The organism is Arthrobacter cavernae, assembly GCF_017368795.1.
Classification (GTDB): Bacteria; Actinomycetota; Actinomycetes; order Actinomycetales; family Micrococcaceae; genus Arthrobacter; species Arthrobacter cavernae.
In genome coordinates this window covers 18,884-45,270 of sequence record NZ_JAFNLL010000032.1, presented here as the reverse complement: position 1 = coordinate 45,270, position 26,387 = coordinate 18,884, and the positions used below count along the sequence as shown (strand labels likewise).

General features: G+C 66.1%; 29 protein-coding genes and 3 tRNA genes. 19 read left to right on the top strand and 13 right to left on the bottom strand.

All coding sequences use genetic code 11. From position 1 onward, the window contains the following. A partial coding sequence (locus J1902_RS13570; RefSeq protein ID WP_242701998.1) for a PfkB family carbohydrate kinase occupies positions 1–224 on the top strand: 224 nt, incomplete at its 5' end. Positions 225–393: 169 nt separating this feature from the next. Here the strand turns inward: J1902_RS13570 and J1902_RS13565 are convergent. From J1902_RS13565 to J1902_RS13555, 3 genes are all read right to left on the bottom strand, one after another. Next, positions 394–966, bottom strand: coding sequence for a hypothetical protein (locus tag J1902_RS13565; protein WP_242701997.1), 573 nt, complete (start codon positions 964–966; stop codon positions 394–396). A 1,014-nt stretch (positions 967–1,980) separates the two neighbouring features. Further along, positions 1,981–2,445, bottom strand: a complete 465-nt coding sequence (locus tag J1902_RS13560) for a hypothetical protein (RefSeq protein ID WP_207616843.1) — start codon at positions 2,443–2,445, stop codon at positions 1,981–1,983. A gap of 681 nt (positions 2,446–3,126) precedes the next feature. Then, the gene (locus J1902_RS13555) at positions 3,127–4,068 is read right to left on the bottom strand and encodes a DMT family transporter (RefSeq protein WP_207616842.1); all 942 of its coding nucleotides are present in this window, start codon (positions 4,066–4,068) and stop codon (positions 3,127–3,129) included. A 215-nt stretch (positions 4,069–4,283) separates the two neighbouring features. On the opposite strand from J1902_RS13555, the gene J1902_RS13550 reads away from it, so the two are divergent. The 10 genes from J1902_RS13550 to J1902_RS13505 all read left to right on the top strand — a co-directional run bounded on the left by J1902_RS13550 (position 4,284) and on the right by J1902_RS13505 (position 8,637). Next, positions 4,284–4,356: transfer RNA gene (locus tag J1902_RS13550), tRNA-Glu, on the top strand. An 83-nt stretch (positions 4,357–4,439) separates the two neighbouring features. Beyond that, positions 4,440–4,513: transfer RNA gene (locus J1902_RS13545), tRNA-Asp, on the top strand. Positions 4,514–4,561: 48 nt separating this feature from the next. Beyond that, positions 4,562–4,637 (top strand) — tRNA-Phe (locus J1902_RS13540). A 141-nt stretch (positions 4,638–4,778) separates the two neighbouring features. Beyond that, positions 4,779–5,252, top strand: a complete 474-nt coding sequence (locus tag J1902_RS13535) for a hypothetical protein (RefSeq protein WP_207616841.1) — start codon at positions 4,779–4,781, stop codon at positions 5,250–5,252. A gap of 149 nt (positions 5,253–5,401) precedes the next feature. Beyond that, on the top strand, positions 5,402–5,854 hold the full coding sequence (locus tag J1902_RS13530) for an Asp23/Gls24 family envelope stress response protein (protein WP_207616840.1): 453 nt from the start codon (positions 5,402–5,404) through the stop codon (positions 5,852–5,854). Continuing rightward, entirely contained in the window at positions 5,851–6,042 is a 192-nt protein-coding gene (locus tag J1902_RS13525; protein ID WP_207616839.1) for a hypothetical protein, read from the top strand. The genes J1902_RS13530 and J1902_RS13525 overlap by 4 nt, the downstream gene beginning before the upstream one ends. Further along, positions 6,039–6,419 (top strand): hypothetical protein, encoded by a 381-nt coding sequence (locus J1902_RS13520; protein ID WP_207616838.1) that lies wholly within the window; start codon positions 6,039–6,041, stop codon positions 6,417–6,419. Before J1902_RS13525 ends, J1902_RS13520 begins: the two co-directional genes overlap by 4 nt. 56 nt (positions 6,420–6,475) lie before the next feature. Further along, the gene (locus J1902_RS13515; RefSeq protein ID WP_207616848.1) at positions 6,476–7,039 is read left to right on the top strand and encodes a DUF6286 domain-containing protein; all 564 of its coding nucleotides are present in this window, start codon (positions 6,476–6,478) and stop codon (positions 7,037–7,039) included. Next, positions 7,036–7,647, top strand: coding sequence for a hypothetical protein (locus J1902_RS13510; RefSeq protein WP_207616837.1), 612 nt, complete (start codon positions 7,036–7,038; stop codon positions 7,645–7,647). The genes J1902_RS13515 and J1902_RS13510 overlap by 4 nt, the downstream gene beginning before the upstream one ends. A gap of 183 nt (positions 7,648–7,830) precedes the next feature. Next, positions 7,831–8,637 (top strand): hypothetical protein, encoded by an 807-nt coding sequence (locus J1902_RS13505; RefSeq protein ID WP_207616836.1) that lies wholly within the window; start codon positions 7,831–7,833, stop codon positions 8,635–8,637. 72 nt (positions 8,638–8,709) lie between these two features. Here J1902_RS13505 and J1902_RS13500 read toward each other — a convergent pair whose 3' ends face one another. Continuing rightward, positions 8,710–10,437 (bottom strand): glycoside hydrolase family 13 protein, encoded by a 1,728-nt coding sequence (locus J1902_RS13500; protein ID WP_242701996.1) that lies wholly within the window; start codon positions 10,435–10,437, stop codon positions 8,710–8,712. A gap of 263 nt (positions 10,438–10,700) precedes the next feature. Between J1902_RS13500 and J1902_RS13495 the strand changes: the two genes are divergently transcribed. The 4 genes from J1902_RS13495 (at position 10,701) to J1902_RS13480 (ending at position 15,233) form a co-directional block, all read left to right on the top strand. Then, positions 10,701–12,035, top strand: a complete 1,335-nt coding sequence (locus J1902_RS13495) for an ABC transporter substrate-binding protein (protein ID WP_207616835.1) — start codon at positions 10,701–10,703, stop codon at positions 12,033–12,035. Positions 12,036–12,129: 94 nt separating this feature from the next. Further along, a complete protein-coding gene (locus tag J1902_RS13490; RefSeq protein WP_207616834.1) occupies positions 12,130–13,095 on the top strand; it encodes a carbohydrate ABC transporter permease in 966 nt (321 codons plus the stop codon). Then, a complete protein-coding gene (locus tag J1902_RS13485) occupies positions 13,092–14,063 on the top strand; it encodes a carbohydrate ABC transporter permease (protein ID WP_207616833.1) in 972 nt (323 codons plus the stop codon). Before J1902_RS13490 ends, J1902_RS13485 begins: the two co-directional genes overlap by 4 nt. A gap of 117 nt (positions 14,064–14,180) precedes the next feature. Continuing rightward, a complete protein-coding gene (locus J1902_RS13480) occupies positions 14,181–15,233 on the top strand; it encodes a LacI family DNA-binding transcriptional regulator (protein WP_207616832.1) in 1,053 nt (350 codons plus the stop codon). Positions 15,234–15,246: 13 nt separating this feature from the next. Here J1902_RS13480 and J1902_RS13475 read toward each other — a convergent pair whose 3' ends face one another. The 5 genes from J1902_RS13475 to J1902_RS13455 form a co-directional block, all read right to left on the bottom strand. Continuing rightward, a complete protein-coding gene (locus J1902_RS13475) occupies positions 15,247–16,131 on the bottom strand; it encodes a DUF8083 family protein (RefSeq protein ID WP_207616831.1) in 885 nt (294 codons plus the stop codon). Positions 16,132–16,150: 19 nt separating this feature from the next. Beyond that, entirely contained in the window at positions 16,151–16,957 is an 807-nt protein-coding gene (locus tag J1902_RS13470) for an exodeoxyribonuclease III (protein WP_207616830.1), read from the bottom strand. Between the two features lie 193 nt (positions 16,958–17,150). Beyond that, complete coding sequence (locus J1902_RS13465) at positions 17,151–17,717, bottom strand: HdeD family acid-resistance protein (RefSeq protein WP_207616829.1); 567 nt, start codon at positions 17,715–17,717, stop codon at positions 17,151–17,153. Between the two features lie 48 nt (positions 17,718–17,765). Next, positions 17,766–18,392, bottom strand: a complete 627-nt coding sequence (locus tag J1902_RS13460; RefSeq protein ID WP_207616828.1) for a response regulator — start codon at positions 18,390–18,392, stop codon at positions 17,766–17,768. Beyond that, positions 18,389–19,579 carry a sensor histidine kinase gene (locus J1902_RS13455; RefSeq protein WP_207616827.1) on the bottom strand — a complete coding sequence of 397 codons (1,191 nt, stop codon included), beginning with the start codon at positions 19,577–19,579 and terminating at the stop codon, positions 18,389–18,391. The genes J1902_RS13460 and J1902_RS13455 overlap by 4 nt, the downstream gene beginning before the upstream one ends. Before the next feature lie 178 nt (positions 19,580–19,757). Between J1902_RS13455 and J1902_RS13450 the strand changes: the two genes are divergently transcribed. The 3 genes from J1902_RS13450 to J1902_RS13440 all read left to right on the top strand — a co-directional run bounded on the left by J1902_RS13450 (position 19,758) and on the right by J1902_RS13440 (position 21,783). Next, complete coding sequence (locus J1902_RS13450) at positions 19,758–20,327, top strand: GlcG/HbpS family heme-binding protein (RefSeq protein WP_207616826.1); 570 nt, start codon at positions 19,758–19,760, stop codon at positions 20,325–20,327. 171 nt (positions 20,328–20,498) lie between these two features. Further along, positions 20,499–21,056 carry a GlcG/HbpS family heme-binding protein gene (locus tag J1902_RS13445; protein WP_242702001.1) on the top strand — a complete coding sequence of 186 codons (558 nt, stop codon included), beginning with the start codon at positions 20,499–20,501 and terminating at the stop codon, positions 21,054–21,056. Positions 21,057–21,066: 10 nt separating this feature from the next. Beyond that, on the top strand, positions 21,067–21,783 hold the full coding sequence (locus J1902_RS13440; RefSeq protein WP_207616825.1) for an ankyrin repeat domain-containing protein: 717 nt from the start codon (positions 21,067–21,069) through the stop codon (positions 21,781–21,783). A gap of 132 nt (positions 21,784–21,915) precedes the next feature. Here J1902_RS13440 and J1902_RS13435 read toward each other — a convergent pair whose 3' ends face one another. The 3 genes from J1902_RS13435 to J1902_RS13425 are packed head-to-tail and all read right to left on the bottom strand — an operon-like array spanning position 21,916 to position 24,576. Continuing rightward, the gene (locus J1902_RS13435) at positions 21,916–23,118 is read right to left on the bottom strand and encodes an acetyl-CoA acetyltransferase (RefSeq protein ID WP_207616824.1); all 1,203 of its coding nucleotides are present in this window, start codon (positions 23,116–23,118) and stop codon (positions 21,916–21,918) included. Then, positions 23,115–23,831 carry a CoA transferase subunit B gene (locus J1902_RS13430; RefSeq protein ID WP_207616823.1) on the bottom strand — a complete coding sequence of 239 codons (717 nt, stop codon included), beginning with the start codon at positions 23,829–23,831 and terminating at the stop codon, positions 23,115–23,117. The genes J1902_RS13435 and J1902_RS13430 overlap by 4 nt, the downstream gene beginning before the upstream one ends. A gap of 16 nt (positions 23,832–23,847) precedes the next feature. Continuing rightward, entirely contained in the window at positions 23,848–24,576 is a 729-nt protein-coding gene (locus tag J1902_RS13425) for a CoA transferase subunit A (protein ID WP_207616822.1), read from the bottom strand. Between the two features lie 179 nt (positions 24,577–24,755). Here J1902_RS13425 and J1902_RS13420 point away from each other — a divergent pair, with 179 nt between their 5' ends. Continuing rightward, positions 24,756–25,544: an IclR family transcriptional regulator gene (locus tag J1902_RS13420; protein ID WP_242701995.1), complete on the top strand. Its 789-nt coding sequence runs from the start codon at positions 24,756–24,758 to the stop codon at positions 25,542–25,544. Positions 25,545–25,575: 31 nt separating this feature from the next. Here the strand turns inward: J1902_RS13420 and J1902_RS13415 are convergent, their stop codons facing one another. Beyond that, positions 25,576–26,148: a GNAT family N-acetyltransferase gene (locus J1902_RS13415; RefSeq protein ID WP_207616821.1), complete on the bottom strand. Its 573-nt coding sequence runs from the start codon at positions 26,146–26,148 to the stop codon at positions 25,576–25,578. Positions 26,149–26,387: the final 239 nt, after the last annotated feature.

Sequence of the window (26,387 nt, the reverse complement as noted above, 5' to 3'; positions counted from 1 at the left end):
ACGTCCCGGCCATCCCCTCGGTGGTGGCGGACACCATCGGCGCCGGGGACTCCTACATGTCCGCGCTGATCCTCGGTCTGCTGCTGCGCGGCAGCGACGGACTCGCCCCCACGGTCCTGGAACGGATCGGCACCACGGCCTCCATGGCCGCGGCCATCACCGTGGGCCGCCCCGGCGCCAACCCGCCCACCCACCGGGAGCTGCTCGCCGGAATGGCCAGGTAAGGCCTCGCACGCTGGCCGCGTCAGTCCCACGCCGATCAGGCACGCGATGCCACGCCGCATGTTGTCGGAGAACGGCAGAGGGCCGCGGTCGGTGACGCACCCGTCACGGACCGCGGCCCTCATCAACCTTCAAGATCCAGCCCTGTCAGTCCATTCCGCACTGGCCCAACTACCCGCGGTTCATGCTGTTGACAAGGCCGACGCCAACGGCAGTCCACCAACCAAGCTGTGAGACTGACAGTGAGACACACAGACGAGTGCGCAGCCGTGGGTTCACGTCGGTGAAACGGGTCCCGGGGTCCAAGGCGTGAAGGCTGCGCGTGAGCGGGATGAGAGAGACCCCGTTAAGCATGAGCACAAGGATGGAACCCAGTTTCAATTGGGTGATGGGGCTGCTGATGTCCGGTTCGATCAGTGCGCCACTGATCAGCAGTCCGCCCAAACCGCCCCAGATCAGGGGCAGCGCCGCTGACGCCAGCCGGCTGGATTCATGAAGTCGGCGTTTGCCAAGCAGCCACAGAAAACCGACCCAGTCAAGCAGAAGGATGGCGCCGAACGCGAGAACCACGAAAACGGTGTGCGCTGCGAGGGCCAAACCGTGGACGAGCGGCTCCGGCGTTACGGAACTGCCGATGGCGACTGATGCCGCCCAGGCCGTGGTGACCACGGCCGCCAGAAGCGGAATGAACCATCGGGGGCTGGCCTGGGCAGCGCTGATGGGGGCAGAAGTGGTGGTAGTCATGACACCTGGACTCTCTGTGTTTGTGGCATCTCCGTGCGGGGGCGGAGTGCCCACCGCACAACAACGTGACGGTCGTGCCTGCTGTGCAGCCAGGCGCCGACCACAATCGGCAACAGGATCAGAGCGATGGGAGTAAAATTCGACGGCGACTGCCGCGCGTTGAGAAATTCCGGGGCCCTAAGGAATGGCGCTTTACGGGCTGCGCTTCCAATTGCCCATTGTTATGACGAGGTCCATGGACCATTTATCAAATGCGGAGCCGGAAAGGCAGGCTTCAACGGAAATATTGAGTCCAATGAAACCGACAAGCAACGAATGCCCGGTTGCGGTGGCGCCCCTTTTGGGCCTTCGCAGTTGAGCATGGTCGGGGAGGCCTGGATTTGTGGCCGGGGGATGATTCTGGGCAGGGTCCGGCGACGGAAAGCCGCTACAGGTCTGGTCTCTTGGACTTAGTTTCCAGGTCCAAAAGAGACCCCGGTATGTCGAATGCGATTTCCTGCCCGGGCGGGCGCTGAAGCGATGCGGTTCTTGGCGCCGGCGATGAATGCGATTGCAGATACCACGGAAGGCGACATTGTAAATCCCTCTCAGATAAGGAATTTCTGCTTTCGAATACCCGGCCCCCCAATGTTGCTTTAGTTACAGGGTTTTCGATAGCCAGAAATTACACCACTATTCGATAGGCGAACAACACCTAGGAGTACTCGACTTTCTGGGGGCTGATACTCGGTACCCCAAAGGGTGTACTCAGGTTTCGTGGGCCCAGGCCGGGTATTACTTGGATGCCCGGAAGGGCAGACGAACGCCAGCGCTGGCAGGCCGTCGGGCTGAAGCGCGGGCGCTGGGCCGGCAAACGTCATCGGCACGAACGCCGCCACCATCGTGCTGCCCCGGCTCGCAGGCATACGCGACACCCAAGGGACGGTCTTGACTCAGGGCGGGGATAAGAGAACGGTCCCGGCCAACCCGGCCGGGACCGTACCCTCCTGCAGTAGTGAGAATCTGTCCTACAGATCAGTCCCTGCTGCCTACGGCCCAGACTTCCCAAGAGGAATTTGAGATCTTCTGGCCGTAGATGTCCGTTACGTCCTTGATGACCCAGTCGAGCTTGTCCTTCGAGCAGCGCGGTTCGTCGGTGTCACAGGGAGGGTTTTCAGAGTGCAGGGCGCGGCCAAGGGTGACGTGGGCGGTGCGGCCACCGTTTGTCAGGGTTACTGATGTGGCGTCATGTGAGTGCGGCGTGTCGTGGTCCCAGTGCGGGGCATGGAAGACCTGGAGGGACAGGTCCGTGGCTTTCAGCGGGTTGCTGAACGTCGTGTCGACGATGTGGCGATCGAGGACCTTGACATTTTCAACCCGGAACTGAGGCAGCGTGCTGCTTGTCTCAGGGTCGGATGCGCTGGCTCCAGGAGCGAGGAACACGGCGGCTGAGAGTGCGACGGCGCCGATACCGGCGGCTACGAGGACAGGAGTTTTCATGAATGCCTTTCCCTGGCATGTTGGGGTGCAATTACGCAAGGATTTGCTTGTGTGATTGCACTTAATGTAAAGGTGGTTTCAAATACCCCGCCCCCAGTCTTGCTTTAGCTGCTGGATATTCGATAGCTGGAAATTACACCACTATCCGACGGCGAACAATGCCTAGGAGTACTCAACTATCTGGGGGCTGATACTCGGTACCCCAAAGGGTGTACGCAGTTTTTACGGACCCGGCCGGGTGATTAATTGGATTAATAGCCGAGCGATTACTCCGGCAGTACCACTAAGGACACGTGATCACCGGAAAGACCCATGGCGCCACCGCAGAACAGTTGACTCCAGCTTAAGCCTGAATCCACCGGTGGAGTTTGGAGTGGTGCCGGCGTTTTGAACCGAGAATGCTCGCCTTTCGGGGAAATTTGGCTTGTTCAGAGTCAAATCCCGCGAAAATCGGAGCGCCTGAAATTGCCGGGCTACTTCGCGGATCGGCACCACGGCCTCCATGGCCGCGGCCATCACCGTGGCCGGCCAGGCGCCGACCCGCCCACGCACCGGGAGCTGCTCGCAGGAATGGCAAGGTAGAGGCCTCGTGCGCTGGCCGTTTCGATGGTTCCCTGCGCACCCGGTGGGTACAGCCGTCGAACGCGCAGGGAACCATCGAAGCGGGACCCGGCGCGGGCCCTAGCCGGTCCTGCGCCGCGTCAGCCCCACGCCGATCAGGCACACGACGCCGCCAATCAGGCCCCAGATCGACGGGACCTCATTGAGCACCGCCCAGGAGATCAGGATGGTGGTGCCTGGCACCAGGTACGTGGTGGCCGCGAGCCGGCCCGCCGAAATGAGGGACAGCGCGTACGCCCAGGTGGTGAAGGCGATGGCTGTGGGGAAGATGCCGAGGTAGGCCAGCCCCAGCGTTGCCGGCAGCGGCGCGGCCTGGACCTCCATGATGAGCTGCCCGGTCCACGGCAGGCAGCAGGCCGCGCCCACCATGATTCCGAACCAGGTTGCCTGCGCCGCCGTGAACTTGCGCAGCACCGGCTTCTGGATGATCACGCTGACCGCGGCGAGCACGGCGGCGAGGAGGCAGAGCAGCACGCCGGCCACGTCCGCCGTCGAGCGCTGGCCCGAACCGAGCGCAATCATCGCCACCCCGCCGAACGCCACCGCGCTGCCGATGATCAGCCAGCGCGGAAAGCCCTCCTTGAGCACCACGCCGGCCATCACGGCAATCAGGATCGGCGAGACGTTGATCAGCATGGCGCTGGTGCCGGCGTCGAGCATGTGTTCGGCGGCGTTCAGCGCCACGTTGTAGCCGCCGAACCACATCACGCCATAGGCCAGGATGGGCCACCACTCGCGTTTGCTGGGCCAGTGCTTGAGTGTCGGCAAGACCACCAGGCCGAGCGCGACGGCGGCAACCGCCAAGCGTCCGAGCGTCAGGGAGCCGGGGGAGAAGCTGGGGCCGACCGCGCGGATGCCCACAAAGGCGGAGGCCCACAGGACGACGGTCACGACGACGGCGGCGATGCCCAGTTTGCTGATGGGTGCGGCGGGCGCGGGGATGGTGCGCTCCTCCAGACCCTTGGAAGGCTGGCCGGGTTCGGCCGGGGTGGTGGTTGTCATACTGCCAACTTAGTCCCGCCGCAGCCTTTCGGGCTGGCGGAATCCGGACATCTCAGGGCAAGATCCTGCCAACTTTTCGAGGACCCTCCGGGGCTCCTGACGCTCGATTTGGGAATATCGCCAACCATGCTCTAAAGTTTTAGAGTCCAGTTCGGACGAGCGAGAAGCGGAAAAGCGCCCAGCGTTTGGCCCTCGTGACATCGAGCTGAGTTCAGGCCCCCATCGTCTAGCGGCCTAGGACACCGCCCTTTCACGGCGGCGGCACGGGTTCGAATCCCGTTGGGGGTACGCAAGGAAGTGGTAAAGCCAGTCGAAAAAGTCTGGTAAGCTAGAAGCCTTGAAAAAAACGCGGTAGCGATACCGCAACGCAAGGCCCTGTAGCGCAGTTGGTTAGCGCGCCGCCCTGTCACGGCGGAGGTCGCGGGTTCAAGTCCCGTCAGGGTCGCTCTGATGACTGGAAGAAATTCCAGTCATCATGGTGACATGTCACCTAGGCTCTGTAGCTCAGTTGGTAGAGCGTTCGACTGAAAATCGAAAGGTCACCGGATCGACGCCGGTCGGAGCCACCACTGGGAAGCATCAGTTCTTCGGAACTGGTGCTTTTCTTCATTTAACCCCTCTGTGCCGCAACCCCTGTTAAGTGGAGTCCGGCCGGGAGTATTCTGTCCTCGCCGGGCTGGTCATCGCATCGCACTCATAATGGGGACACCATGACATTGATCACACGCCACGGTCGTGTCGGCGGCCGTTTGCTCCTTGCCGTCGTTCTGGCAGCCGGCCTGGCAGTGAGCGCCTGCTCCTTCCCCTCGTCTGCGGCCCAGTCCACCCAGACGGCGGCGCCAAGCAGTTTAGCGCCAAGCAGCCCGGCAACCGACCAGGCGGGCAGCGGTCCCGGCGCCTTCGGCTCGATGAGCGAGGCCTGCATTGCGGTCAGTGCGACCATGTTCAGCGTTACCATCCTGCCGCTGGCCGGCCTCATGGGCGGAAAGTCCGAGGACGTGGAAAAGGCGCAGGCAGAGCTGGCCAAGGTGCAGGGGCAAGTGTCGGATGAGTTGAGGCCCCAATTCGAGAAACTGAAGGCCTTCACCGAGTCGGCGGGCACCGACTTCAGCAAATACGGCAGCGGTGAGTTCGAGGAGGCCATGAAGCCGATCGAGGAGTGGCTGGACAAGAACTGCAAGTAGGCCCGCGCGTCTTCGAGGAACTGTAGAAGCCGGGTTCCATCGGCGCGCCGAAGCCGTGTACGGCGCCGGATGTAGGGGTATGGCCCCGGCACCCGGCGTTTTGTCTGCCTCAGACGCTAGGGTGGTACCCAAGAGAAGGGGAGTGCTCGATGGAAGACCAGAACACGCGCCAAGCGGATGCGCCCAGCAACAACGGGGCAGAGCAAGGCCTAGGACGCACCGTCATTTCGGACTCGGCCGTGGCCAAGGTCGCCGGGATCGCGGCCCGCTCCGTTCCAGGCGTGTATTCACTGGGTTCGGTTCCCTCCCGTGCGCTCGGCGCGATCCGCGACGCCGTCGGGAGCTCGGACCATGCGACCGGGGTCCGGGCCGAGGTCGGCGAGACTCAGGTGGCCGTGGACATCAACCTCGTGGCCCATTACGGCTATCCCCTGCACGATGTCGCCAACCAGGTCCGTGCGGCCGTGTACCGGGCAGTTGAAGAGCTCGTGGGCCTGGAGGTCATCGAGGTCAACATCGAAATCAATGACGTTTACGTGGCCCCGCCGGCCAAAGCGGCAGGGGCCAAGGCTGGACTATCGGAAAGGGAGCCACACCAGTGAGCATGACCGTTGTGGGAATCGGGATCGGCGCCTTCCTGGCGTTCATGGCGTTCCAGTTCGGACTCTGGGGCTTCCTGATAGCGCTCCTTTTCATGGGCATCGGCGCCCTCCTGGGCCGTGCTGCCGAGGGGAAGCTTGATCTCCGCAGTGTCTTGGACGCCATCACGGGCCGGCGCTCCTCGTCATGACCACGGCCGAGGCTGTTGATACTGCCACCAGCCTGGCCGGCCACAACCGGATCAGCACCCAGGCCCTGACCACACTCGCGCAAGCAGCCGCAGCCGAGGCCCTCGGCGTCGCGGCGAGCGATATCCGGGCGGACTGGTCCGACGACGACGGCCTGCTGGCGCTGTCCATCGTGGGGCCCATCAGCGTCCCGTCCCTCAACGAGGTCCTTCGCGATGCGCGCCGCGTCGCGGGCTTCGGCGGCAGCATCTGGGACCGCGCTGTGGCGGCCAAGGGCCTTGTTTTGGAACGCGTCACGCGCCTCAGTGGCTCGCAGCTGAGCCGCGTGGACATCAGAATCAGCGGGGCACACATCACGGAGGGGGGCCGCGTCCAGTGAGCCAGATCGATCGGGACACCGCGAACACTGAACCCGACGCCCCCGGCAGCCCCCACATGCGCCGCATCCTGCATCGGGAGAGCTATTCCTCCCGCGCCGGGGCGGCCGGACTCGCAGCCGGGCTCGTCATCGTCCTCTGCGTTTACGCGCTCCTGGAATCGGCAGTCCGGGTGGTGGGCCAACCTCCGTGGCTCATCGATCCCGGCACCGCTGCACAGCGCATCATCGCGCTGCCCCAGGGCATCCCGCCGCTGCTGCTGGGTGCCAGCGGCGGCGTCATTGCCATGGTGGGTCTCTTCTTCCTCCTTAACGCGGTCTTCCCGGGGCGGCGCGCCCGGCACCTTCTACAGGACCCCCGCGTCGCCGTCGTGGTGGATGACGAGGTCATTGCCTCGGCATTGGCCCGCCGGGCGCGGACGGCCGCGGGCGTCTCGCAGGAGCAGGTCATGGTGGTGGTTTCGAAGCGGTTGGTGGTGGTGAACGTCCGTCCCACCTCGGGTGTCCGCGTGAGCGGGGACGCCATCAGTGCCGCGGTCCGGGAGGAGTTGGCACAGATGTCGCCCTGGCCCATGCCGGAGGTCCGCGTCAATCTGGCCACCTCGGGGGTGATCGGCGCATGAACGGGACCCCGCGCATCATCAACCGCATCCTGCTGTTCATTCTGGGCGTCAAGGTCCTGGCCATCGGCCTGTTGCTGGTGCTGCTGGCCACCGTTCCCGCCGTGGCCGACTGGTGGCATGGCTGGTCGGCCGGTGTCTGGGCCCGGGCCGAGGAAACGTTCAAGCAGACCCGGTTCCCGGGGCGCGAGGAAAGCTGGCTGTGGCTTGCGGCCGCGGCCGTCCTCGTGGCCCTCATCATCGCGATGGTGGCCTGGGTGTCGCAGCAAGGCAAAGGCCGGGCAAACCTGTTGGTGTCGGGCGAGGACAACGGCGATGTCGACGGCGACGTCCGGATCGGCGGCGGAGTTGCCGAACAGGCGCTCAAGGCCGCCCTCGCGGAGCGTCCCGACCTCGCCTCGGCAACCGTCTCCACCTATGAAGTGGGCGGCCGGCCGGGCCTGCGTGTAAGGATCCAGCCACGGCAGGGCGTCGCCCCGCATGCGCTGGCCGAGGACGTGTCGCGGCTGGTGGAGGCGCTGGACACCGTCGTCGGCAGGAGGACCCCGGTCCTGGTGCACATCGTTGCCGGGGCCAGGGCGAAATTTGCCCGGGCAGAGCGCGTCCGCTGAGCTCCCCACGGCTCCGGCCAGCAATGTGTCCAATTGTTCCGGCACCGCGTTTCGCCGTTGCGCTCACGAACGCATGGCCATAGTTTGAAGGCACAGGGGGATTGACTCCCCTTGCACACACCGGTCGTCGGCAGGCACAGCCGCCGGGGCTCTGACCGCCAGACGGATACAAAGGAGAGCACCATGAGCGAAGAAGCAAACGCAAGCCAAGCTGCGGAGGGCGCCGAAGGCGCTGTGGAGAACGCCAAGGACGCCGCGGCCGACGCAGTCGAGAACGTGAAGGAGTTCGCTGGCGACGCCGTCGAAAACGTGAAGGAGTTCGCTGGCGACGCCGTCGAAATCGTGAAGGAGTTCGCTGGCGACGCCGTCGACAACGCGAAGGAGGTCGCTGGCGACGCCGTGGAGAACGCCACGGAGTTCGCTGGCGACGCCGTCGATAGCGTGAAGGAGTTCGCTGGCGACGCCGTCGACAACGCGAAGGAGGTCGCTGGCGACGCCGTGGAGAACGCCACGGAGTTCGCTGGCGACGCCGTCGATAGCGTGAAGGAGTTCGCTGGCGACGCCGTCGAAAACGTGAAGGAGTTCGCTGGCGACGCCGTGGAGAACGCCAAGGAGTTCGCTGGCGACGCCGTGGAGAACGCCAAGGAGTTCGCTGGCGCCGCCGTCGAAAACGTGAAGGAGTTCGCTGGCGACGCCGGGGAGAACGCCAAGGAGGTCGCTGGCGACGCCGTCGAAAACGTGAAGGAGTCCGCTGGCGACGCCGTGGAGAACGCCAAGGAGGTCGCTGGCGCCGCCGTCGACAACGTGAAGGAGTTCGCGGGCGACGCCGTGGAGAACGCCAAGGAGTTCGCTGGCGACGCCGCCGAAAACGTCAAGGAGTTCTTCTCCGGTGACGTCGCGGAGAACGCCAAGGAACTGGCCGGAGACGTCGCAGAAAACGTCAAGGGCCTCGGCTCCAAGATCGCCGGTTTCTTCAAGGGCGAGAAGTAATACCCAGTCTTCAACGGGATGGCAGGTCTCGGCTGCTGCGCCCAGGCGCGGCACGGAACCTGCCATCCCGCGTTAAGCGCCTCCCTGCCCCGCCACCAGCCACACGGCCCGGTTGGGCTTGACGCGGCCGTGGCTGACTGCCGCGGCCTGGCTGCGCAGGAGCACCCGGTAGCCCCTGGGCAGTTCCACTGGGGCCTCGGACATGTTGGCGATGACCAGCACGCCGCTGTTCTCGAAGGCGAGGATGCCAGCCTTCGGCTTGTGGATCCGCGGCCACCGCAGCGTCCCGGTCCCCAGGGACCGCGCACGGCGCTCGGCGAGGAGCGCCCGGTAGAGTTCCAGCGTTGAATGCTCGACGCCGGACTGCTGGTCCGCGGCGTAGCGCCCGTACTTGCTGGGCTGCGGCAGCCACGGCGCGGCGGGTTCGCCGTCGTCGGGAACAGCGCTGAAGCCGAAGTTCGGCTCGTCCTTGGCCCACGGAAGGGGAATGCGGCAACCGTCGCGGCCGGTCTCCTGGCCCTTGGTGCGGATGAACGAGGGATCCTGCCGGAAGCGGGCGGCCAGCGTGGTGTGCTCGGGCAGGCCCAGTTCCTCGCCCTGGTAGATGTAGGCGGAACCCGGCAAGGCCATGGTGATCATGGTGGCCGCACGGGCGCGGGCCAGGCCAAGGGCCTCGTTGGGCTGCTCGTCCTTGCTGGAGATGCCGTGCGGGTACGTGGTGGGATCGCTGAGCCCGAAGCGGGACGGGTGCCGGACGGAGTCGTGGTTGGACAGCACCCAGGTACACGGACGGTCCACCTCGGCCACAGCCTGGAGCGAGCTCTTGATGCTGCCGCCCAGCTTTTCCGCGTCCCAGCCGGAGCACATGTACCCGAAGTTGAAGGCCTGCTGCATTTCATCCTGGCGGATGTACCGTGCCAGGCGGGACGCCGGTTCAACCCAGGCCTCGGCCACCAGGACGCGGTCGCCGTCGTACCCGGCCAGCAGCCTGTTCCAGCTGCGGTAGATTTCGTGCACGCCGTCCTGGTCGAAGTACGGGGGAGGGGGCGGGACCTTCTCCTTGGCGCGTTTCTTGGTGCCCTCCACCATGGCCACGTGGGCGGACCAGTCCGGGAGTCCCTCCGCCTTCACCATCCCGTGGGCCACGTCCACCCGGAACCCGTCCACGCCCCGGTCCAGCCAGAAACGGAGGACGTCCTCGAACTCGGCGCGGACCACCGGGTTCTCCCAGTTGAGATCCGGCTGGGCAGCGGCGAAGAGGTGCAGGTACCACTCGCCAGGGGTGCCGTCGGCCTCGGTGATGCGGGTCCAGGCGGGACCCCCGAAGAGCGAGTTCCAGTCGTTCGGCGGCACGGTTCCGTCGCCGGATCCGGGGACGGCGTCCTTGCCCGGGCGGAACATGTAGCGTTCCCTTGCCTCGGATCCCGGGGCTGCGGCCAGAGCCTCCTGGAACCACACATGCTGGTCCGAAGTGTGGTTGGGAACCAGGTCGACGATCACTTTCAGGCCGAGCCCGTGCGCCCGGTCCCGGAGCGCATCGAAGTCCGCCAGGGTGCCGAACAGTTCATCCACCTGCCGGTAATCGGAGACGTCGTAACCGGCGTCCGCCTGCGGCGAGCTGTAGAACGGGGAGAGCCAGACGGCGTCGACCCCCAGCTCCTTCAGGTGCCCCAGGCGTGAGGTGATTCCGGGCAGATCGCCCATGCCGTCGCCGTTTCCGTCGGCGAACGAGCGGGGATACACCTGGTAGATGACGGCGTCGTGCCACCAGGGGAGCGGGGATTTCGTGGCTTCAGGCATGGGATTCCTTTCAGCGGCAACGGCTTTGCCACCAGCCTAATAGTGCCGGCCGGCAACGGGCGCGACTGCGCCGTGGACGGTCCAGGCGCGGCTCGATGCCGGCCGCAAGCTCGTTTTCGCACCGTGACGGGGCTGTTACGAAACCGTGTTCTTTGGTTTGTGTAAACGCTTGCATTCCTGCCCGAAACTTTACTAGTGTGAGGCTCACCACATCAACCGCACCGCGGAAAGTCCTGGTCCACTCACCGAGGAGTCCCCCAGCTATGAAAAATCGCAAGTACCTTCTGCCGGCCGCTGTCGTCGGGGCTTTGGCCCTCACGCTGACGGCCTGCGGTCCCACCGGTGGTGGTACCACCACGTCTGACGATTGCTCTGCGTACGGCAGCTACGGCAAGCACGACGGCAAGACGGTGTCGGTCTACTCCACCATCGTTGACACGGAGGCCACCAACCTCGAAGAATCCTGGGCGCAGTTCGAGAAGTGCACCGGCATCACCATCAAGTACGAGGGCAGCAAGGAATTCGAGACGCAGATCGGCGTGCGGGCCAAGGCCGGCAACGCCCCGGACGTCGCCATCTTCCCGCAGCCCGGGCTCCTGGCGGACCAGGCCAGGGCCGGCAACCTGAAGCCCGCACCGAAGACCGTCTCCGATCTAGTGGACAAGAACTGGTCCGCTGACTGGAAGAAGTACGGGACCGTGGACGGCACGTTCTACGCGTCCCCCATGCTCGCCAACGTCAAGGGATACATCTGGTACGTGCCCAAGACCTTCAAGGACAAGGGCTGGGAAGTTCCCAAGACCTGGGACGAGATGATGACGCTCACCCAGAAGATCGCCGACGACAAGGCCATGAAGCCTTGGTGCGCAGGCTTTGAGTCCGGCGAGGCCACCGGTTGGCCGGGCACTGACTGGATCGAAGACGTTGTCCTCCGTGCTGAAGGACCGGAGGTCTACGACCAGTGGGTCACCCACGGGATCCCGTTCAATGACCCCAAGATCGTCAACGCGTTCAACACCACGGGCAAGGTTCTCTTGGACAGCAATTACGTCAACGGCGGTTTCGGTGATGTCCGCTCCATCCTGAGCACCGGCTTCGCGCAGGCGGGCCAGCCCGTCCTGGACGGACAGTGCACCATGCACCACCAGGCCACCTTCCAGGCCGCCAACTGGCCGGCAGGCACTAATGTGGCCCCTGACGGAGACGTCTGGGCCTTCATGGCTCCTCCGGTCGACGCGAGCAAGGGCGTTGCCATCACCGGCGGCGGCGAGATGATCGGCGCCTACAAGGACACCCCCGAGGTCCAGGCCTACCTGGCCTTCATGGCCAGCGCGGACTTCGCGAACAACCGGGTCAAGCTCGGCGGTGCGATCAGCGCCAACAAGGGTCTGGACGCCAACAACGCCGGATCTGAACTGGACAAACTCTCCATCCAGCTCCTGCAGGATCCCAAGACCGTCTTCCGCTTTGACGGTTCGGACCTGATGCCCGGTGCCGTGGGTTCCAACTCCTTCTGGAAAGGCATCGTCTCCTGGGTCAACGGCACGCCCGCTCAGCAGGTTGCCGACAGCATTGAATCCAGCTGGCCCAAGGGCTGACGCCTAAGGCGCTGCTTCCCGGGCTGCACTCATTGCCCCGGGAAGCAGCGCCTTTCCTTGAACTACCGACCCACGCACCCCTGGAGATTGGGCTATGGAATTTATCGGAGGGAAACTCCTTCAAGTAGTGATCGCCATCGCGGCGTTCGTTGCCATTATCGGCATCATCATGCTGCTCGTGGACAGGGCGCCGAAGTCGATCAGAGACAAAGTCACCGTTGCCGGCTTCCTGGCACCCGCGGCCATCCTGATGCTGGTCGGGCTCGTCTACCCCGCAGTCAGCACGTCCGCGCTTGCGTTCACGGATGCCAAGGGCCAGCCAAACGGGGTGGAGAACTTCGTCTGGATGTTCACGCAGCCGGAGGCCCTGGTCACGCTGCGGAACACCGTCATCTGGACCGTGTTGGTCCCACTTCTCTCGACGGTCTTCGGCTTGGCCTACGCAGTGTTCATTGACAAGGCCCGTGGCGAGAGGGTTCTTAAGGCCTTGGTCTTCATGCCCATGGCCATCTCCTTCGTGGGTGCCGGCATCATCTGGAAGCTGGTGTACGACTACCGGGGCCCCGGCATCGAACAGACGGGTGTGCTCAACTTCCTGCGGGTGGCCCTGGGCATGGAACCCAAGCAATTCCTGCTTGACGCGCCGGAGAACACCATCTTCCTGATCATCGTCATGGTCTGGATCCAGACCGGTTTCGCCATGGTCATCCTGTCTGCGGCCATCAAGGGGGTCCCTGTTGAGCTCGTTGAGGCGGCGCGCTTGGACGGGGCCAATCCCTGGCAGCAATTCCGAAACGTCACAGTCCCTGGGATTCGGGGATCACTGGTGGTGGTGTTGACCACCATCACCATTGCCACCCTGAAGGTCTTCGACATTGTCCGCACGATGACGGCCGGCAACTTTGAGACGTCCGTCGTGGCCAACGAGATGTACACCCAGGCCTTCCGTGCAGGCGAGCCGGGCCGTGGCGCCGCCCTGGCCCTTATCCTCTTCCTGCTGGTCCTGCCCATCGTGCTGTACAACGCACGAGTCCTTCGCAAGCAAAGGGAGATCCGATGACCGCCACGCCAGCACCGAAAGAGGCTGCCAAGACCGTCGGCACCGCCCGCCGCGCTCGGACGTCCGATCCCGTGGAGGACGCCCAGCCGATCATGCGGCGGGTCAAGACCAAGCTCACGTCAAAGTGGGCGACGTCGGCCGCCATCCTGATCGCCGTCGTCTGGTCCGTCCCCACGTTCGGACTCTTCGTGTCCTCGTTCCGGCCCGCACCCAAACAGATCGGTCCACGTTCGGACGGCTGGTGGAACGCGTTCACCGACTGGGACCTCACCTTCAAAAACTATGTGGATGTGACCGTCAGCGCCGGGTCCCAGTCCCCGAATCTGTCCCAATACTTCATCAACTCGATCGCCATCGTCATTCCGGTCACCCTGTTTGTATTGGTGCTGGCCTCGATGGCCGCGTACATCTTTGCCTGGGGCACGTTCAAGGGCCGCGACGGGCTGTTCATTTTCGTCTTCGCCCTGCAGATCATCCCACTCCAGATGTCGCTGATCCCGCTGCTCCAGCTGTTCACCCAGGTGCTGCACCTGCCGCCGGGATCCTATGCCCAGCTGTGGATCGCCCACACGATGTTCGGCCTGCCGCTCGGCATCTTCCTGCTGCACAACTTCATTTCTGAAATCCCCGGAGAAGTGATCGAGGCAGCCAGGGTTGACGGTGCCGGGCACAGCACGATTTTCTGGCGCATCATCCTGCCGTTGTCCGTGCCTGCACTGGCATCGCTGGCGATCTTCCAGTTCCTGTGGGTCTGGAACGACCTGCTGGTTGCCCTGGTCTTCTCCGGCGGCACGGCCGACGTCGCCCCGATCACCCAGCGCCTGGCGGAGATCTCGGGAACACGCGGCAGCAGGGACTACCTGAACCCTGCCGCGGCGTTCGTCTCGATCATCATCCCGCTGCTGGTGTTCTTCGGGCTGCAGCGCTACTTCGTCCGTGGCCTGCTTTCCGGTGGCCTCAAGGGGTGACCGGGCTCGGCCGCCGGCTGCGTGGACACTGCGCAGCCGGCAACCGCGGAATAAACTGGCTTGTCGCCGCTGGGGAAGCAAGGCGGCGCATCTGCATGCAGCCGACGAGAGGTCACTGTGTCACGAACTACGGGTAGGTCCCAGCGGGGCGGCCACACGGGCGTCAGTATTGAGGACGTGGCCGCGGCTGCCGGCGTGTCCACGGCCACTGTGTCGCGGGCAGTCCGGGGCCTTCCCCGGGTGTCGCCGGCCACGCGGGAGAAGATCCTGGAGGTCGCCGGCGCCCTTGGCTACGTGGCCTCTTCCTCCGCGTCCGGCCTGGCCACCGGCCGCACCCGGACCGTGGGGGTGCTGGCGCCCTTTGTGAACCGCTGGTTCTTCTCCAAGGCCATTGAAGGGGCCGACCGGGAACTGCACTCGCGCAAGTACAACCTGTCCCTGTTCAACCTCGGCGGCCACGGGAGCAACCGGGAGCGACTGTTCAGCTCCACCATGGTCTACAAGCAGATCGACGCACTGCTGGTCCTGTGCATGGCCTTGAGCGCGGAGGAACTGGAGCATCTGCATAAGATCGACATCCCCCTGGTGGTGGTCGGCGGGCACGTGGAGGACTGCCCGTATATCGGCATCAACGACTACGAGGCCGCCTCAACCGCCGTCCGGCACCTGCTGGAACTTGGGCACCGCGACATTGCGCTGCTGCACGGCGACGACGAAACCGACCTGAACTTCGACGTCCCCCGCGTCCGGATCCGGGCGTTCCAGGACGTCATGGCCGACGCCGGACTGGATGTCCGTCCCGAATGGGACGAATGGGGCGACTTCACGGTTACCAGCGGCCAGGAGGCGTTCACCCGTCTGTGGTCCCAGCCAGGCCCTAAGCCGACAGCGATCTTCTGCTCCTCGGACGAGATGGCCATGGGAGTGATCTTCGAGGCAGGCCGCCACGGCGTGCGCATACCCCAGGACCTGTCCGTCATCGGCATCGACGACCACGATTTCTCCGAGGCGCTCGGCCTCACCACCGTGGGCCAGCGCCCGGATGACCAGGCGGAACTCGGAACCAGGATGCTCCTGGACGAGCTCGACGGCGTGGCCGGCGCCGTACGCTCGGTGGTCGCCCCGCACGAGCTGATCGTCAGGGAGACGACCGCCCCGCCACACGCCTGAGCCGCCAACACGGCTAGGAGGCCCGGGCCAGCTGCCGGATCGGGATCCAGCGGGAGGCCAGGCGGCGGTAGGCCGCTGCGGCGCCGGTCATGTCGCCCTCGGCCAGGCATTCGATGCCCAGCCGCACATCCATGGGGGACTCGTCAGGGTAGACCTTGTCCGCCACCGCGCCGTAGTCCAGTTCCACCATGGACTGCACATGGAAGAGCTCCAGCCATTCGGTGAGCTGGGTGAGGTCATCGAGCATGTCCAGGTCCGGGGCCGCCAGCGCCAGGTGGGCCACCGCGTAGCGTGCGCGGTCCAGGGCATCGGTCAGCGGGCACCACACCCGCACCGTGCTGATCCGCCCGCCCGACTCCACCACGTCTTTGCGGTCCGATTCCTGGAACAGCGAGAACCAGCTGAACGGGATGCCCCAGGTGGAGGCCCGGGTGTGGACGCGCTTGGCGTCGTCGCCGGCGTTGATCCGGTCGATCCGCGCCTGGTGCTTGTCGCGCTGGGACATGGGGATCAGCAGTTCGGCCAGCGGGCTGTGGACACCTTCCATCAGCGCGTTGGCCGCCAAGCCGGCCCGGATCACGAGCTGGCTGGGGCAGTAAAGCAGCCGTCCGGCGTCGGGGTCGTCTGCCTCGTGCTTGGCGTGGCGACCCTGCGGAATCTTGGTCATGCGGACTAGGTCCGTGCGGCCGGTGGGGAACGGGTCCCCGCCCGGGCGGGTGATCCGGCCGAGCGAGGCCTGGAGCTCCGCATTCTCGACGTCGGCCCGGGAACCGGTGCGGCGGCCGTCGGCCAGCAGCTGGCGCTGCTGTTCTTCGGGGAAGGCCTCGATCGGTTCGTACACGCGCAGCGAGGAGGAGAAGGGCAGCCCGGCCTGACCCCTGTACAGGTTTCCAGTCATCGCAGGCCCGCCCTTCCGATCAATCCGTCAGTTCCACAATCACGGGGGCATGGTCCGAGGCGCCCTTGCCCTTGCGTTCCTCGCGGTCGATCGAGGCGCCGGCGACGCGGGCGGCCAGGGCGGGGGAAGCCATGACGAAGTCGATCCGCATGCCTTCCTTCTTGGGGAAGCGCAGCTGGGTGTAGTCCCAGTAGGTGTACACGCCCGGACCCGGGGTGTGGGGGCGCACGACGTCGGCGAAACCGGCCGTTTCAAAGGCACGGAACGCGGTGCGCTCGGGTTCGCTGACGTGGGTGAGGGCGTTGGCCTGGAAGTAGTCGATGTCCCAGACGTCCTCGTCAAGAGGGGCGATGTTCCAGTCGCCCATGAGCGCGATCTGGGCCTCGGGATTCTCGGCAACCCAGCCGGCGGCGTGGCCCTTGAGGACATCCAGCCACTTCAGCTTGTAGGGCATGTGCTCGTCATCCAGGGAGCGGCCGTTGGGCACGTACAGGCTCCAGATGCGCACGCCGCCGCACGTGGCGGCGATGGCGCGGGCCTCCTGGACGGGGTCCTTGCCGGCCTTCCCGAAGGCGGGCTGGTCCAGGAAGGTGCGTTCGACGTCGTCGAGCCCTACGCGGGAGGCGATCGCCACACCGTTCCACTGGCTCAGGCCGAAGTGGGCCACCTCGTAGCCCATGCGTTCAAAGAGTTCCCAGGGGAAGTTGTCGTCCTTGCACTTGGTCTCCTGGATGGCCAGGACATCGCAGTCACTGCGCTGCAGCCAGGCCTCGACACGGTCGGCGCGGGCACGGAGCGAATTCACATTCCAGGTAGCAATCTTCACATGACTAACTTACCCAACTCTTAGCAACTTGGCGGCCGGGAGATGCTGCCTTGCTCCGCCGAATCGGGGCACTTTGGCGCGGACACGCCGTCGGGGAAGCGGTTTGTGGCTCCTGCGGCCACCAAAGGAACCCACGACGGCGGGGCGCCCACGACGGCGGAGGCCCGACTGCAGCTGCGGCCAGCGGGAGCAGCTAATGGGCCGGCAATACGGAAGAGGTGGCGTGCCTGCGGAGCTTCACGCCGGAGACGATCAACAGCAAACCCGCGACGGCGGCGAACGTCGCCAGCAGCCAGGCCAGGCTGACGATTCCGGCGCCGGGGTTGAACACCAACACAACGCCAAACAGTGCCGTGACCAGCCCCGTCAGCAACAGGGTCCCCCAGGCTTCGGCTTCGCCTCTGGCCTCCACGGCCAGCATGATCTGCGAGACTCCCAGGACCAGGGCCCAGCTTCCTACGAGGAAGGTCAGTGCCACGGCGGTGATGCCAGGCCACGAAACGGCCACGAGGCCGGCCGCGACGGAGACCGAGCCCCCGGCCATGCTCCAGCGGGAGTGGCGCGAAGGATCGTAGAAGTAATGCGCCATGTCGGTGAGCCCATCGGTGATGGCGTAGATGCCGAACACGTACACCAAGCCAAAGACCGTGGCCACCGGCAAGGAAGCAACCAGCAGGCCCAAGGCAATGGCGAGGACTCCCCGGAACAGCAGCGCCGTTCCGGAATGCTTAAAAGGCTTGCGTCCTGAGGTGCCGGACATGCTTCCATCTTAAGGGAAAGCGGTCCGGTGCAACAGGGAATTTCCTTGCTAGCGCATGCCCTCGCGGCGGATGGCGGTGGCAATCGCCGCGGCGCGGGTTTCGACGCCGAGCTTGGCGTAGATGTGCGCCAGGTGCGTCTTGACCGTCGCCTCGGAGATGAAGAGCTGCTTGCCGAGTTCGCGGTTGCTCAGGCCCTGCGTGAGCAGGCTGAGGAGTTCGGCCTCGCGCGGGGTGAGGACCTCGTCCGGATTGCGCAGCTGCTGGAACAGCCGGCTGGCCACGGGGGCGCTCATGACGCTCTTGCCCTGGACGGCGCCCCGGACGGCCGCGAAGATCTCCTCCGGGGCGGCGTCCTTGAGCAGGTAGCCCATGGCCCCGGCGTCGACGGCGCGCACGATGTCGGCGTCGGAATCGTAGGTGGTGAAGACGATCACCGCCTGCCTGCCGTTGCGCTGCCGCAGCCGTTTGATGGCCTCGATCCCGTCCATGCCGGGCCCCATGGCGAGGTCCATCAGCACCACGTCGGGCGAGTGCTCTTCCGCCGCCTCCAGCGCGGCCTCGCCGGAAGCAGCTTCGCCGACGACGGCGATGTCCGGCTGGGTGCCCAGTAGCGCCTTGAGTCCGCTGCGGACCACGGTGTGGTCGTCGACGAGGAGGACGGAGATGGGGGTCATGGGGTCTCCTGGGACGTGGCTTCCGGAAGGTCGGCCGGTGGCAGCGGCAGCTGCGCGGCGATGATGGTGCCCTCGCCGGGGGAACTTTCCACCGAAAACACCCCGCCCAGCTGCTCGACGCGCTGCCGCATCGCCCGCAGCCCGTATCCGCCCTGTTCCGAGGGGGCCGGCACCGCTGCGGGATCAAAGCCGCGGCCGTCGTCGAACACGTCCAGGGTCACGGCGTCCGGCAGGTAGCCGAGGGTGAGGCTTGCGTTCTGCGCCCCGGCATGGAGCCTGATGTTCGCCGCCGCGCTCTGGGTCACGCGCAGCAGGGCATGCCGCACCTCGCCGGGGACGGGGCGGGGATCGCCAGTGACTTGCAGCCGGATGCCGTCAAGGTATTGGCGGGCGGCCTGTTCCAGGGCCTCGGGGAGGGGGCCCGTTTCCAGGCCCGGGGCGGAGAGCTCGTGGACCAGGCTGCGGGTGTCGGCGAGGTTCCGGCGCAGCAGGCTGCCGGCCTTCTGGACCTCGTCCTTCGCTCCGGCATCCGGCCAGGAGCGCTGAGCGGCCTCGAGCAGGAGCAGGCTGCTGGCCAGGCCCTGGGTCACGGTGTCGTGGATTTCGCGGGACACGCGCTCGCGTTCGGCGGCCACCCCGGCGGCCCGTTCGCTCGCCGCGAGCCGGTCCTGGGCCTCCGTGACCTCGTCCACCAGCCGGCGCTGCAGGGCGGCATCGCGCTCGATCTTGTCGTAGATCAGGGTCAGCAGGATGCCCGCGGCCAGCGGGCCGAGCAGCATCGCGACGTCGCTGCCGCCACTCAGGCGGAAGAGCCCGACGGCGGTGGCCGCCGCCGTCGCGCCCCCTGTCAGGTAGGCCACCCAGCCGCGGAATGCCGTGCGGGAGAGGAAGAAGAGCGCGAAGGAACACCAAGCGAAACTCGGCGCGGCAATGACCAGGGCGGCCCACGCGGCCACGAGCGCGAACATCCACGGCATCCACGGCTGGCGGCGCTGCGCCAGCACGGCTGTGATGGCATAGAGGGCACAGACGGCCGCGGCCAGGGCCACGGTCCAGAGGTTGTCCGCGGGGGAGTGCCGCATGACGTAGCGGACGCCCGAAGCCACCATGAGCACCGCAAAGCTCACGTGCACGACGGCGTCGATCCGGCCGAGCTCGGGGCGCGGATTGGGGAACGGGGCTGGCATGAGGGTCCTGTCCGGGCTGGTGTGGCGGTATAGACCATGGTAATTGCCCCTGAGCCCGCGGAAAGCGGAACCCACATGCGAGCGCTTGGCCTATGTACGGGAGGGGAGGGCAGTAGCACTATTTAGGAGTACCACCACTGCAGAACCACAGGTGCAGTATCCGAATGAGGAGAAACCCGTGAACAAGACCAGCAAGTTCATTGCCGTCGCCAGCGCCTTGGTGCTCACCGGCGGCCTCGCCGCATGCACCAACACGCCAAACGCCACCCAGAACACGTCCCCGGCGGCTGCCGCTCCGGCCGTGGACATCACCAAGACCCCCGAAACCGTTGTGTCGCAGAACCGCATCAGCGTCAGCGCCTCGGCGAAGGCCGTCCAGGCAGCCATCGCCAAGTGCGTGGAGGACAAGGTTCCGTTCGTCACGGTGGCATTGGTCGACCGGTTCGGCACGGTTCAGGCAATCCTGCGCGGCGACAATGCCGCCGAGCACACCATCGAGACCGCCAAGCGGAAGGCGTACACGGCTGCCGCCTTCGGTGCGCCCACCAGCGAGCTTGCTGGCCGGATCACCGGCCAGGGCCCCAGCATCGCTGACCTCCCCGGCACTATCTTCCTGGCCGGCGGGGTTCCCCTCAAGGTCGACGGCGTGTCCATTGCGGGGATCGGCGTCGGCGGTGCCCCGGACGGCAAGGTGGACGAGGCCTGCGCCACGGCAGGTGCCGAAGCGATCGCCGGAGCCAACAGCTAAGCATCATCGACCACGCCGGTGTCTCATACTTTTGGCTGACGGAGCCATCGGATGGGAGGACGTCGGTGTGGCTCGATGCCCGATGTGCGGCACGATCAGGCTGGTGGAGCATGGATGAGTACGTTCAATGAAGTACCCATCAGAGGAGAAACCGTGAAGAAGTCCAGCAAGATGTTTGCCTCCGCCGCTGTAGGCGCCCTTGTGCTCACTGGTGGCATCACCGCCGTCGCCAATGCGGTAACCGTCCCGCAGCAGTCGGCGCCTGCAGCGGTTCCCGCCGTCGACGTTGCGGCAAATCCGGAGACCGTCGTTTCCCAGAACCGCATCAGCGTTGGTGCTTCCGCGGATGCCGTCAAGGCCGCCCTGGCCAAGTGCCAGGCAGACAAGCTGCCGTTCGTGACCGTGGCACTGGTGGACCGCTTCGGCACCGTCCAGGCCCTCCTGCGCGGCGACAACGCCGCCGAGCACACCATCGAGGCCGCCAAGCAGAAGGCCTACACGGCAGCCGCGTTCGGCGCCCCCACCAGCGAGCTCGCGGGCCGCATCAGCGGCAACGGCAAGCCCTCCATCGCCGACCTCCCGGGCACCCTCTTCCTGCCCGGCGGCGTGCCGCTGAAGGTCAACGGTGTGTCCGTGGCAGGCATCGGCGTGGGCGGTGCCCCGGACGGCATGCTGGACGAGGCCTGCGCCACGGCCGGTGCCGAAGCAATCGCCGGCGCGGCCAAGTAGCCTCGAGTCCATGCGCACGTTCAGGAAAGCAGCCCTGCGCCGCACTTTGGCCATTGTGGCCGGGGCGGCAGCCGCCGGGCTGCTGACCGGCTGCGTGCCCGGGCCGGCTCAGCCTTCACCCCAGGCGAGCACCTCGACGCCGGCCACCTCGGGGCCGGTGCCGTCCGCCACGGCCTCCGCGCCGCCGTCGGCGTCTGCACCCGTGACCGTAAAACCGAGCCTCAGCAAGGAAGCCCAGATGGAAACAGACCGGCAGCTCATTCTGGCCGCGAAAGCCAACGATCCGGCCCGGGTCAAGGAGCTGATCGAGGCCGGCGGCAACGTCAACGCGAAGGACGCCATCCAGGACTCCGCGTTCCTGTATGCCGGCGCCGAAGGCTTCAACGAGGTCCTGGAGTTGACGCTGGCCGCGGGGGCGGATGTCCGCAGCATCAACCGCTACGGCGGTACCGCGCTCATTCCCGCGAGCGAACACGGGTACGTGGACACCGTGCGGATCCTGATCGCGGCCGGTGTGCCGGTGGACCACGTCAACAACCTCGGCTGGACCGCCATGCAGGAGGCCATCCTGCTCAACAACGGCGGGCCCAGGCAGCAGGACGTGGTCCGGCAGCTCCTGGATGTCGGTGCCGACCCCGACATCCGCGATCCCCAGGGCCGCACCGCCCTGCAGAACGCGGAGCGGCTCGGGTTTGCCGAGATTGCGGCGCTGATCCGGGCGCGCTAGCTTCTGGCCTGCGCGTCCTGACCGTCGCGGGGCACATTGGCGCGGACACGCCCGCGTTGTGGCCTGTTCCGGCGGAAACCAGCCTCAAAACAGCCCACGACGGCGGTGCAGGCACCTTGCCTGAGGTCAGCCCTACACGGCCTCCAGCACGCTCACGTAGTTGGCGATGCCCACGCCGCCCATGTTCTGGACGGCGCCGCGCCGGGCGTTGGGCAGCTGCATGGCTCCCGCGGTGCCGGTGAGTTGCATGGCCGCGATGACATGCTGCGACACGCCGGTGGCGCCGACGGGGTGGCCCTTGGCCTTGAGCCCGCCCGAGACGTTGATGGGCAGCTTCCCGTCCTTGTAGACCCAGCCTTCCTGGACCGCGCGCGAGCCCTCGCCGCGCGGCGTCAGGCCCATGGCCTCGTACATGAGCAACTCGGCGATGGTGAAGCAGTCGTGCACCTCGGCGAAGTTCAGGTCCTCAATCCCGACGCCGGCCATCCCCAGTGCCCGCTCCCAGGAGGCCCGGGTGGCGGCGAACTCGGTGGGGTCGCGCCGCTCGGCGGGGAAGAAGTCGTTCGCGTGCCCGAAACCGGCCAGGCGCACGGGCGCGGTGGCGCCGCCGGTGGCCGACGTTGAAATCACGACGGCGGCAGCACCGTCGGACACGGGCGAACAGTCCGTGCGGCGCAGCGGCTCGGCGACCACGGGGTTCTTTTCCGAGATGGTCCGGCAGAACTCCTCGCCGAAATCCCGGTGCATCTGGGCATAGGGGTTGTCCATGCCGTTGCGGTGGTTCTTGGCTGCAATGGAACCGAGGACGTCGCCCAGGCTGGCGCCGAGGATACCCGCACCGTAGCGCTTCTCGTAGTGCTTGGCCACCTCGGCGAACAGGCCGGTGAAGCCGGTGCTGGAAGCCTTCCCAGCCATCTCGTACGAGGCACCAAGCAGGGCGGCCCCCACCATGCCGGCCCCGGCGTCGGTCATCTTCTCGGCGCCGATCACCAGCACGTTGCGGGCAGTGCCGGCCAGCACGGCCTTCACGCCCTGCTGGAACGCCGCGGAACCTGAGGCGCAGGCATTCTCCGCCCGCGTCGCGGGGACGTTGGCCAGCTCCCCGGACAGCTGGAGGGCGAGCGAGGACGTGAAGCCCAGGGGCTGCATGCCCGAGTTGAACTGGCCGAGGTAGATCTCGTCGATGTCCCTCGGCTCAAGTCCGGAGTTCCGGATGGCCTCGCCGGACACCTGCACGATGAGGGACTCCAGGGTCTCGTCCGTCAGCTTGCCGAACTTGCTGTGGCCCCATCCCGTGAGCAGGATGTCTTTGCCGAATTTGTCCTGCAGGCTCATGCGTTTGCTCCTTCAAAAGTGTGTGATTCCGGGCTGTGTGATTCGTGAGCGTCGAGTGCGACGGCAAACTCCGCCTCGGTCTTGCTGCGGATCTCCGCCACGGTGACGCCCGGCGCGAGGCGGGTCAGCAGCAGTTGCCGCCCGCCGTCGTCGGCGTCCTCCACGTCCGGCACGATGTCGAAGACCGCGAGGTCGCTGATGATCCGGTTCACGCAGCCCAGCCCGGTCAGGGGGAGCGTGCATTCGCGGACGATCTTCGCTGCGCCGTCCTTGGCCACGTGCTCGGTCAGGACCACCACGCGCGGTGTCCCGGCCACCAGGTCCATCGCGCCGCCCATGCCCTTGACCATCTTGCCGGGGATGGTCCAGTTGGCGAGGTCGCCGCTGCCGGACACCTGCATGGCGCCTAGGATGGCCACCTTCACGTGGCCGCCGCGGATCATGCCGAACGAGGTGGCGGAGTCGAAGATGCTGCCGCCGGGGGTGATAGTGACGGTCTGCTTGCCAGCGTTGATGAGGTCGGCGTCTTCCTCGCCCTCGTAGGGGAACGGGCCCATGCCCAGCAGCCCGTTCTCGCTCTGCAGCACAACGCGCACGCCGCGCGGGAGGTTGTTGGCCACCAGCGTGGGGATGCCGATGCCGAGGTTGACGTAGTCGCCGTCGTTCAGCTCTTCAGCCGCGATGGCGGCCATTTCGTCGCGGGTCCATGCCATGGTTAATCTCCTAGTTTCATGAGGCGCCGACGGCGGCGAGTGCTTCAGTGCGAGGCCGGACGGTGCGCTGCTCGATGTCCTTGACGCGGCGGCTCGCCTGGACGAGCCGCTGGACGTAGACGCCCGGGGTGACGATGTGGTTGGGATCCAGCTCGCCCGGCTGCACAATGACCTCGGCCTCGGCGATGGTCACCGCACCCGCCGTCGCCACCACTGGGTTGAAGTTGCGGGCGGTGTAGCGGTAGATCAGGTTGCCGTCCGTGTCCGCGGTGTGCGCGTGGACGAGCGCGACGTCGGCCAGGATGGCGCGCTCGCGGACGTACGTCACGCCGTCGAACACTTCCAGTGGCTTGCCTTCCGCGACCAGGGTCCCGACGCCGGTCCGCGTGTAGAACGCGGGGATGCCGGCACCGCCGGCGCGAAGGCGCTCGGCGAGGGTGCCCTGCGGCGTGAACTCGACTTCGAGCCGGCCGGAGAGGTACTGCTCGGCGAAGAGCTTGTTCTCGCCGACGTAGGACGCGATGACCTTGCGCACCTGGCCGGCTTCGATGAGCACGCCCAGGCCCTTGCCGTCGACTCCCATGTTGTTCGAGACGATGGTGAGGTCCCGGACGCCGGAGTCGCGGACGGCGTCGATCAAGTCAGCGGGGATCCCGCTGAGGCCGAAGCCCCCGACGGCGAGCGTCATGCCGTCCGCCATCACGTCCCGCAGCGCTGTGGCTGGGTCTGTTTGCATCTTCGACATTCGGAACTCCTCTTTGAGCCTTGTACGCGCATGTATCCACTTTGTGGACTTCGTTGCTGGTATTGGAGCCTAGGGTTTTCCCTTGGGGTGGTCAACGGCTGACAGCGTTGGCTACTCACGGTGTGGACGCTACGCTGGAAGGTGTCCATAATGTGGATGAAATATTCGAGGAGGCGGTTTTGGCGACGCAGAACGCGGTTCAGAACCCGGTGCAGGGAGCACAAGTGGTGGGCCGCGTGGCGCTGCTGCTGCGGTTGGTGGGACGCAAGCCTGAAGGGACGTCTCTGGCGGGCCTGGTGCGCGAGTCGGGCCTGACCCGTCCCACGGTGCACCGGCTGCTGACGTCGCTGGCCGCGGAAGGCCTGTTGGAGCACGACGCAGCCACGGGCAAGTGGGTGCTGGGCCCGGAGATCTTCCTGCTGGGCTCGGTGGCGGCCGCGCGTTTCCCCATGGAGGACATTGCCCGGCCGAGCCTGCGCCGGCTGGCCTCGGAAACCGGGGAGAGTGCCTTCTTCTCCATCCGCCGCGGCAACGAAACCGTGTGCGTGCTCCGCGAGGAGGGCTCGTTCCCGGTGCGGTCCTTCGTGTTGCACGAGGGCGTGCGGTTCCCGCTCGGTGTGGCCTCCGCGGGCACGGCCATCATGGCGTTCCTGCCCCCGGAGGAGCAGGAGGAACTGCTGGCAGACTGGAAGGCGCACGCTGGCGATTTCGCTGCCGGGCATAGTGCTGACGTGGTCCGGCGCAATCTGGAGGAGACCCGGCTGACGGGCTATTCGGTGAATCCGGGGCTGGTCCTTGAAGGAAGCTGGGGGATGGGCGCAGCTGTGTTCGATCAGCAGGGGCGGCCTGCGTGGGCGTTGTCTTTGACCGGGATTGAGCCGAGGTTCCGGGCCGACCGCCAGGAATTCCTGGGAAAGCTGCTGCTGGAGGAAGCCCACAAGATCACGGCGAGGGTGCAGAGGGCCTGACGGTGGCGGTGCCCGGTTGGGTTTGTGCAGCTCAGGTCAGGTCCAGGCGCATCAGCACGCGCGGGAAGCCGTTGATCACCGAGGTGGTGTCGGCGACCTTGGTGAACCCTGCCCTCTCAAAGAGTTTGCGGGTGCCCACGTAGGCCATGGTGAGGTCCACTTTGCTGCCTTTGTTGTCCACGGGGTAGCCCTCGATGGCCGGAGCGCCGTACTTCCGTGCCATCTCCACGGCTCCTTCCAGGAGATGGTGGGAGATTCCCTTGCCGCGGTACCCGGGGCGTACCCGGATGCACCACACGGACCATACTTCGGCGTCTTCCACGTGGGGGATCTTGCGGTTCGTCGCGAAACTTGTGTCCGCACGCGGGTGGACGGCCGCCCACCCAACCACTTCGTCGCCGTCGTACGCCAATACCCCCGGTGGCGGGTCTTGCACCACCAACCGCTTGACCAAGTCTCCGCGTTCCGTGCCGTGCAAGGCGAGGTTTTGCTTGGACGGGATGCGGTAGCTCAGGCACCAGCACACATTGGCGTCGGGCCGCTTGGGCCCCACCATGGTCTTCACGTCGTCGAACACCGTCGCGGGGCGAACTTCGATTCCCATGCCGCCCATCCTGTCACCGGCGCCGAACGGCGGCTAGATTGGTCATCATCGTGTCGCTCGACCGCGCCCCCTCAGGCCACGCGCTGAAGCTGATCACGAAGCCCTATTTCTAAAGCATTTGGAGGTCGGAGCCTGCGTCGGGGCCATGGCAAACCCGCTCTTGTTCGTATCTCCTGCCGTACAACGGTGAGTAGATCGAACAAGAGCTGGCTTCAGGCGCCGGGATTCGGTGCCTGCTT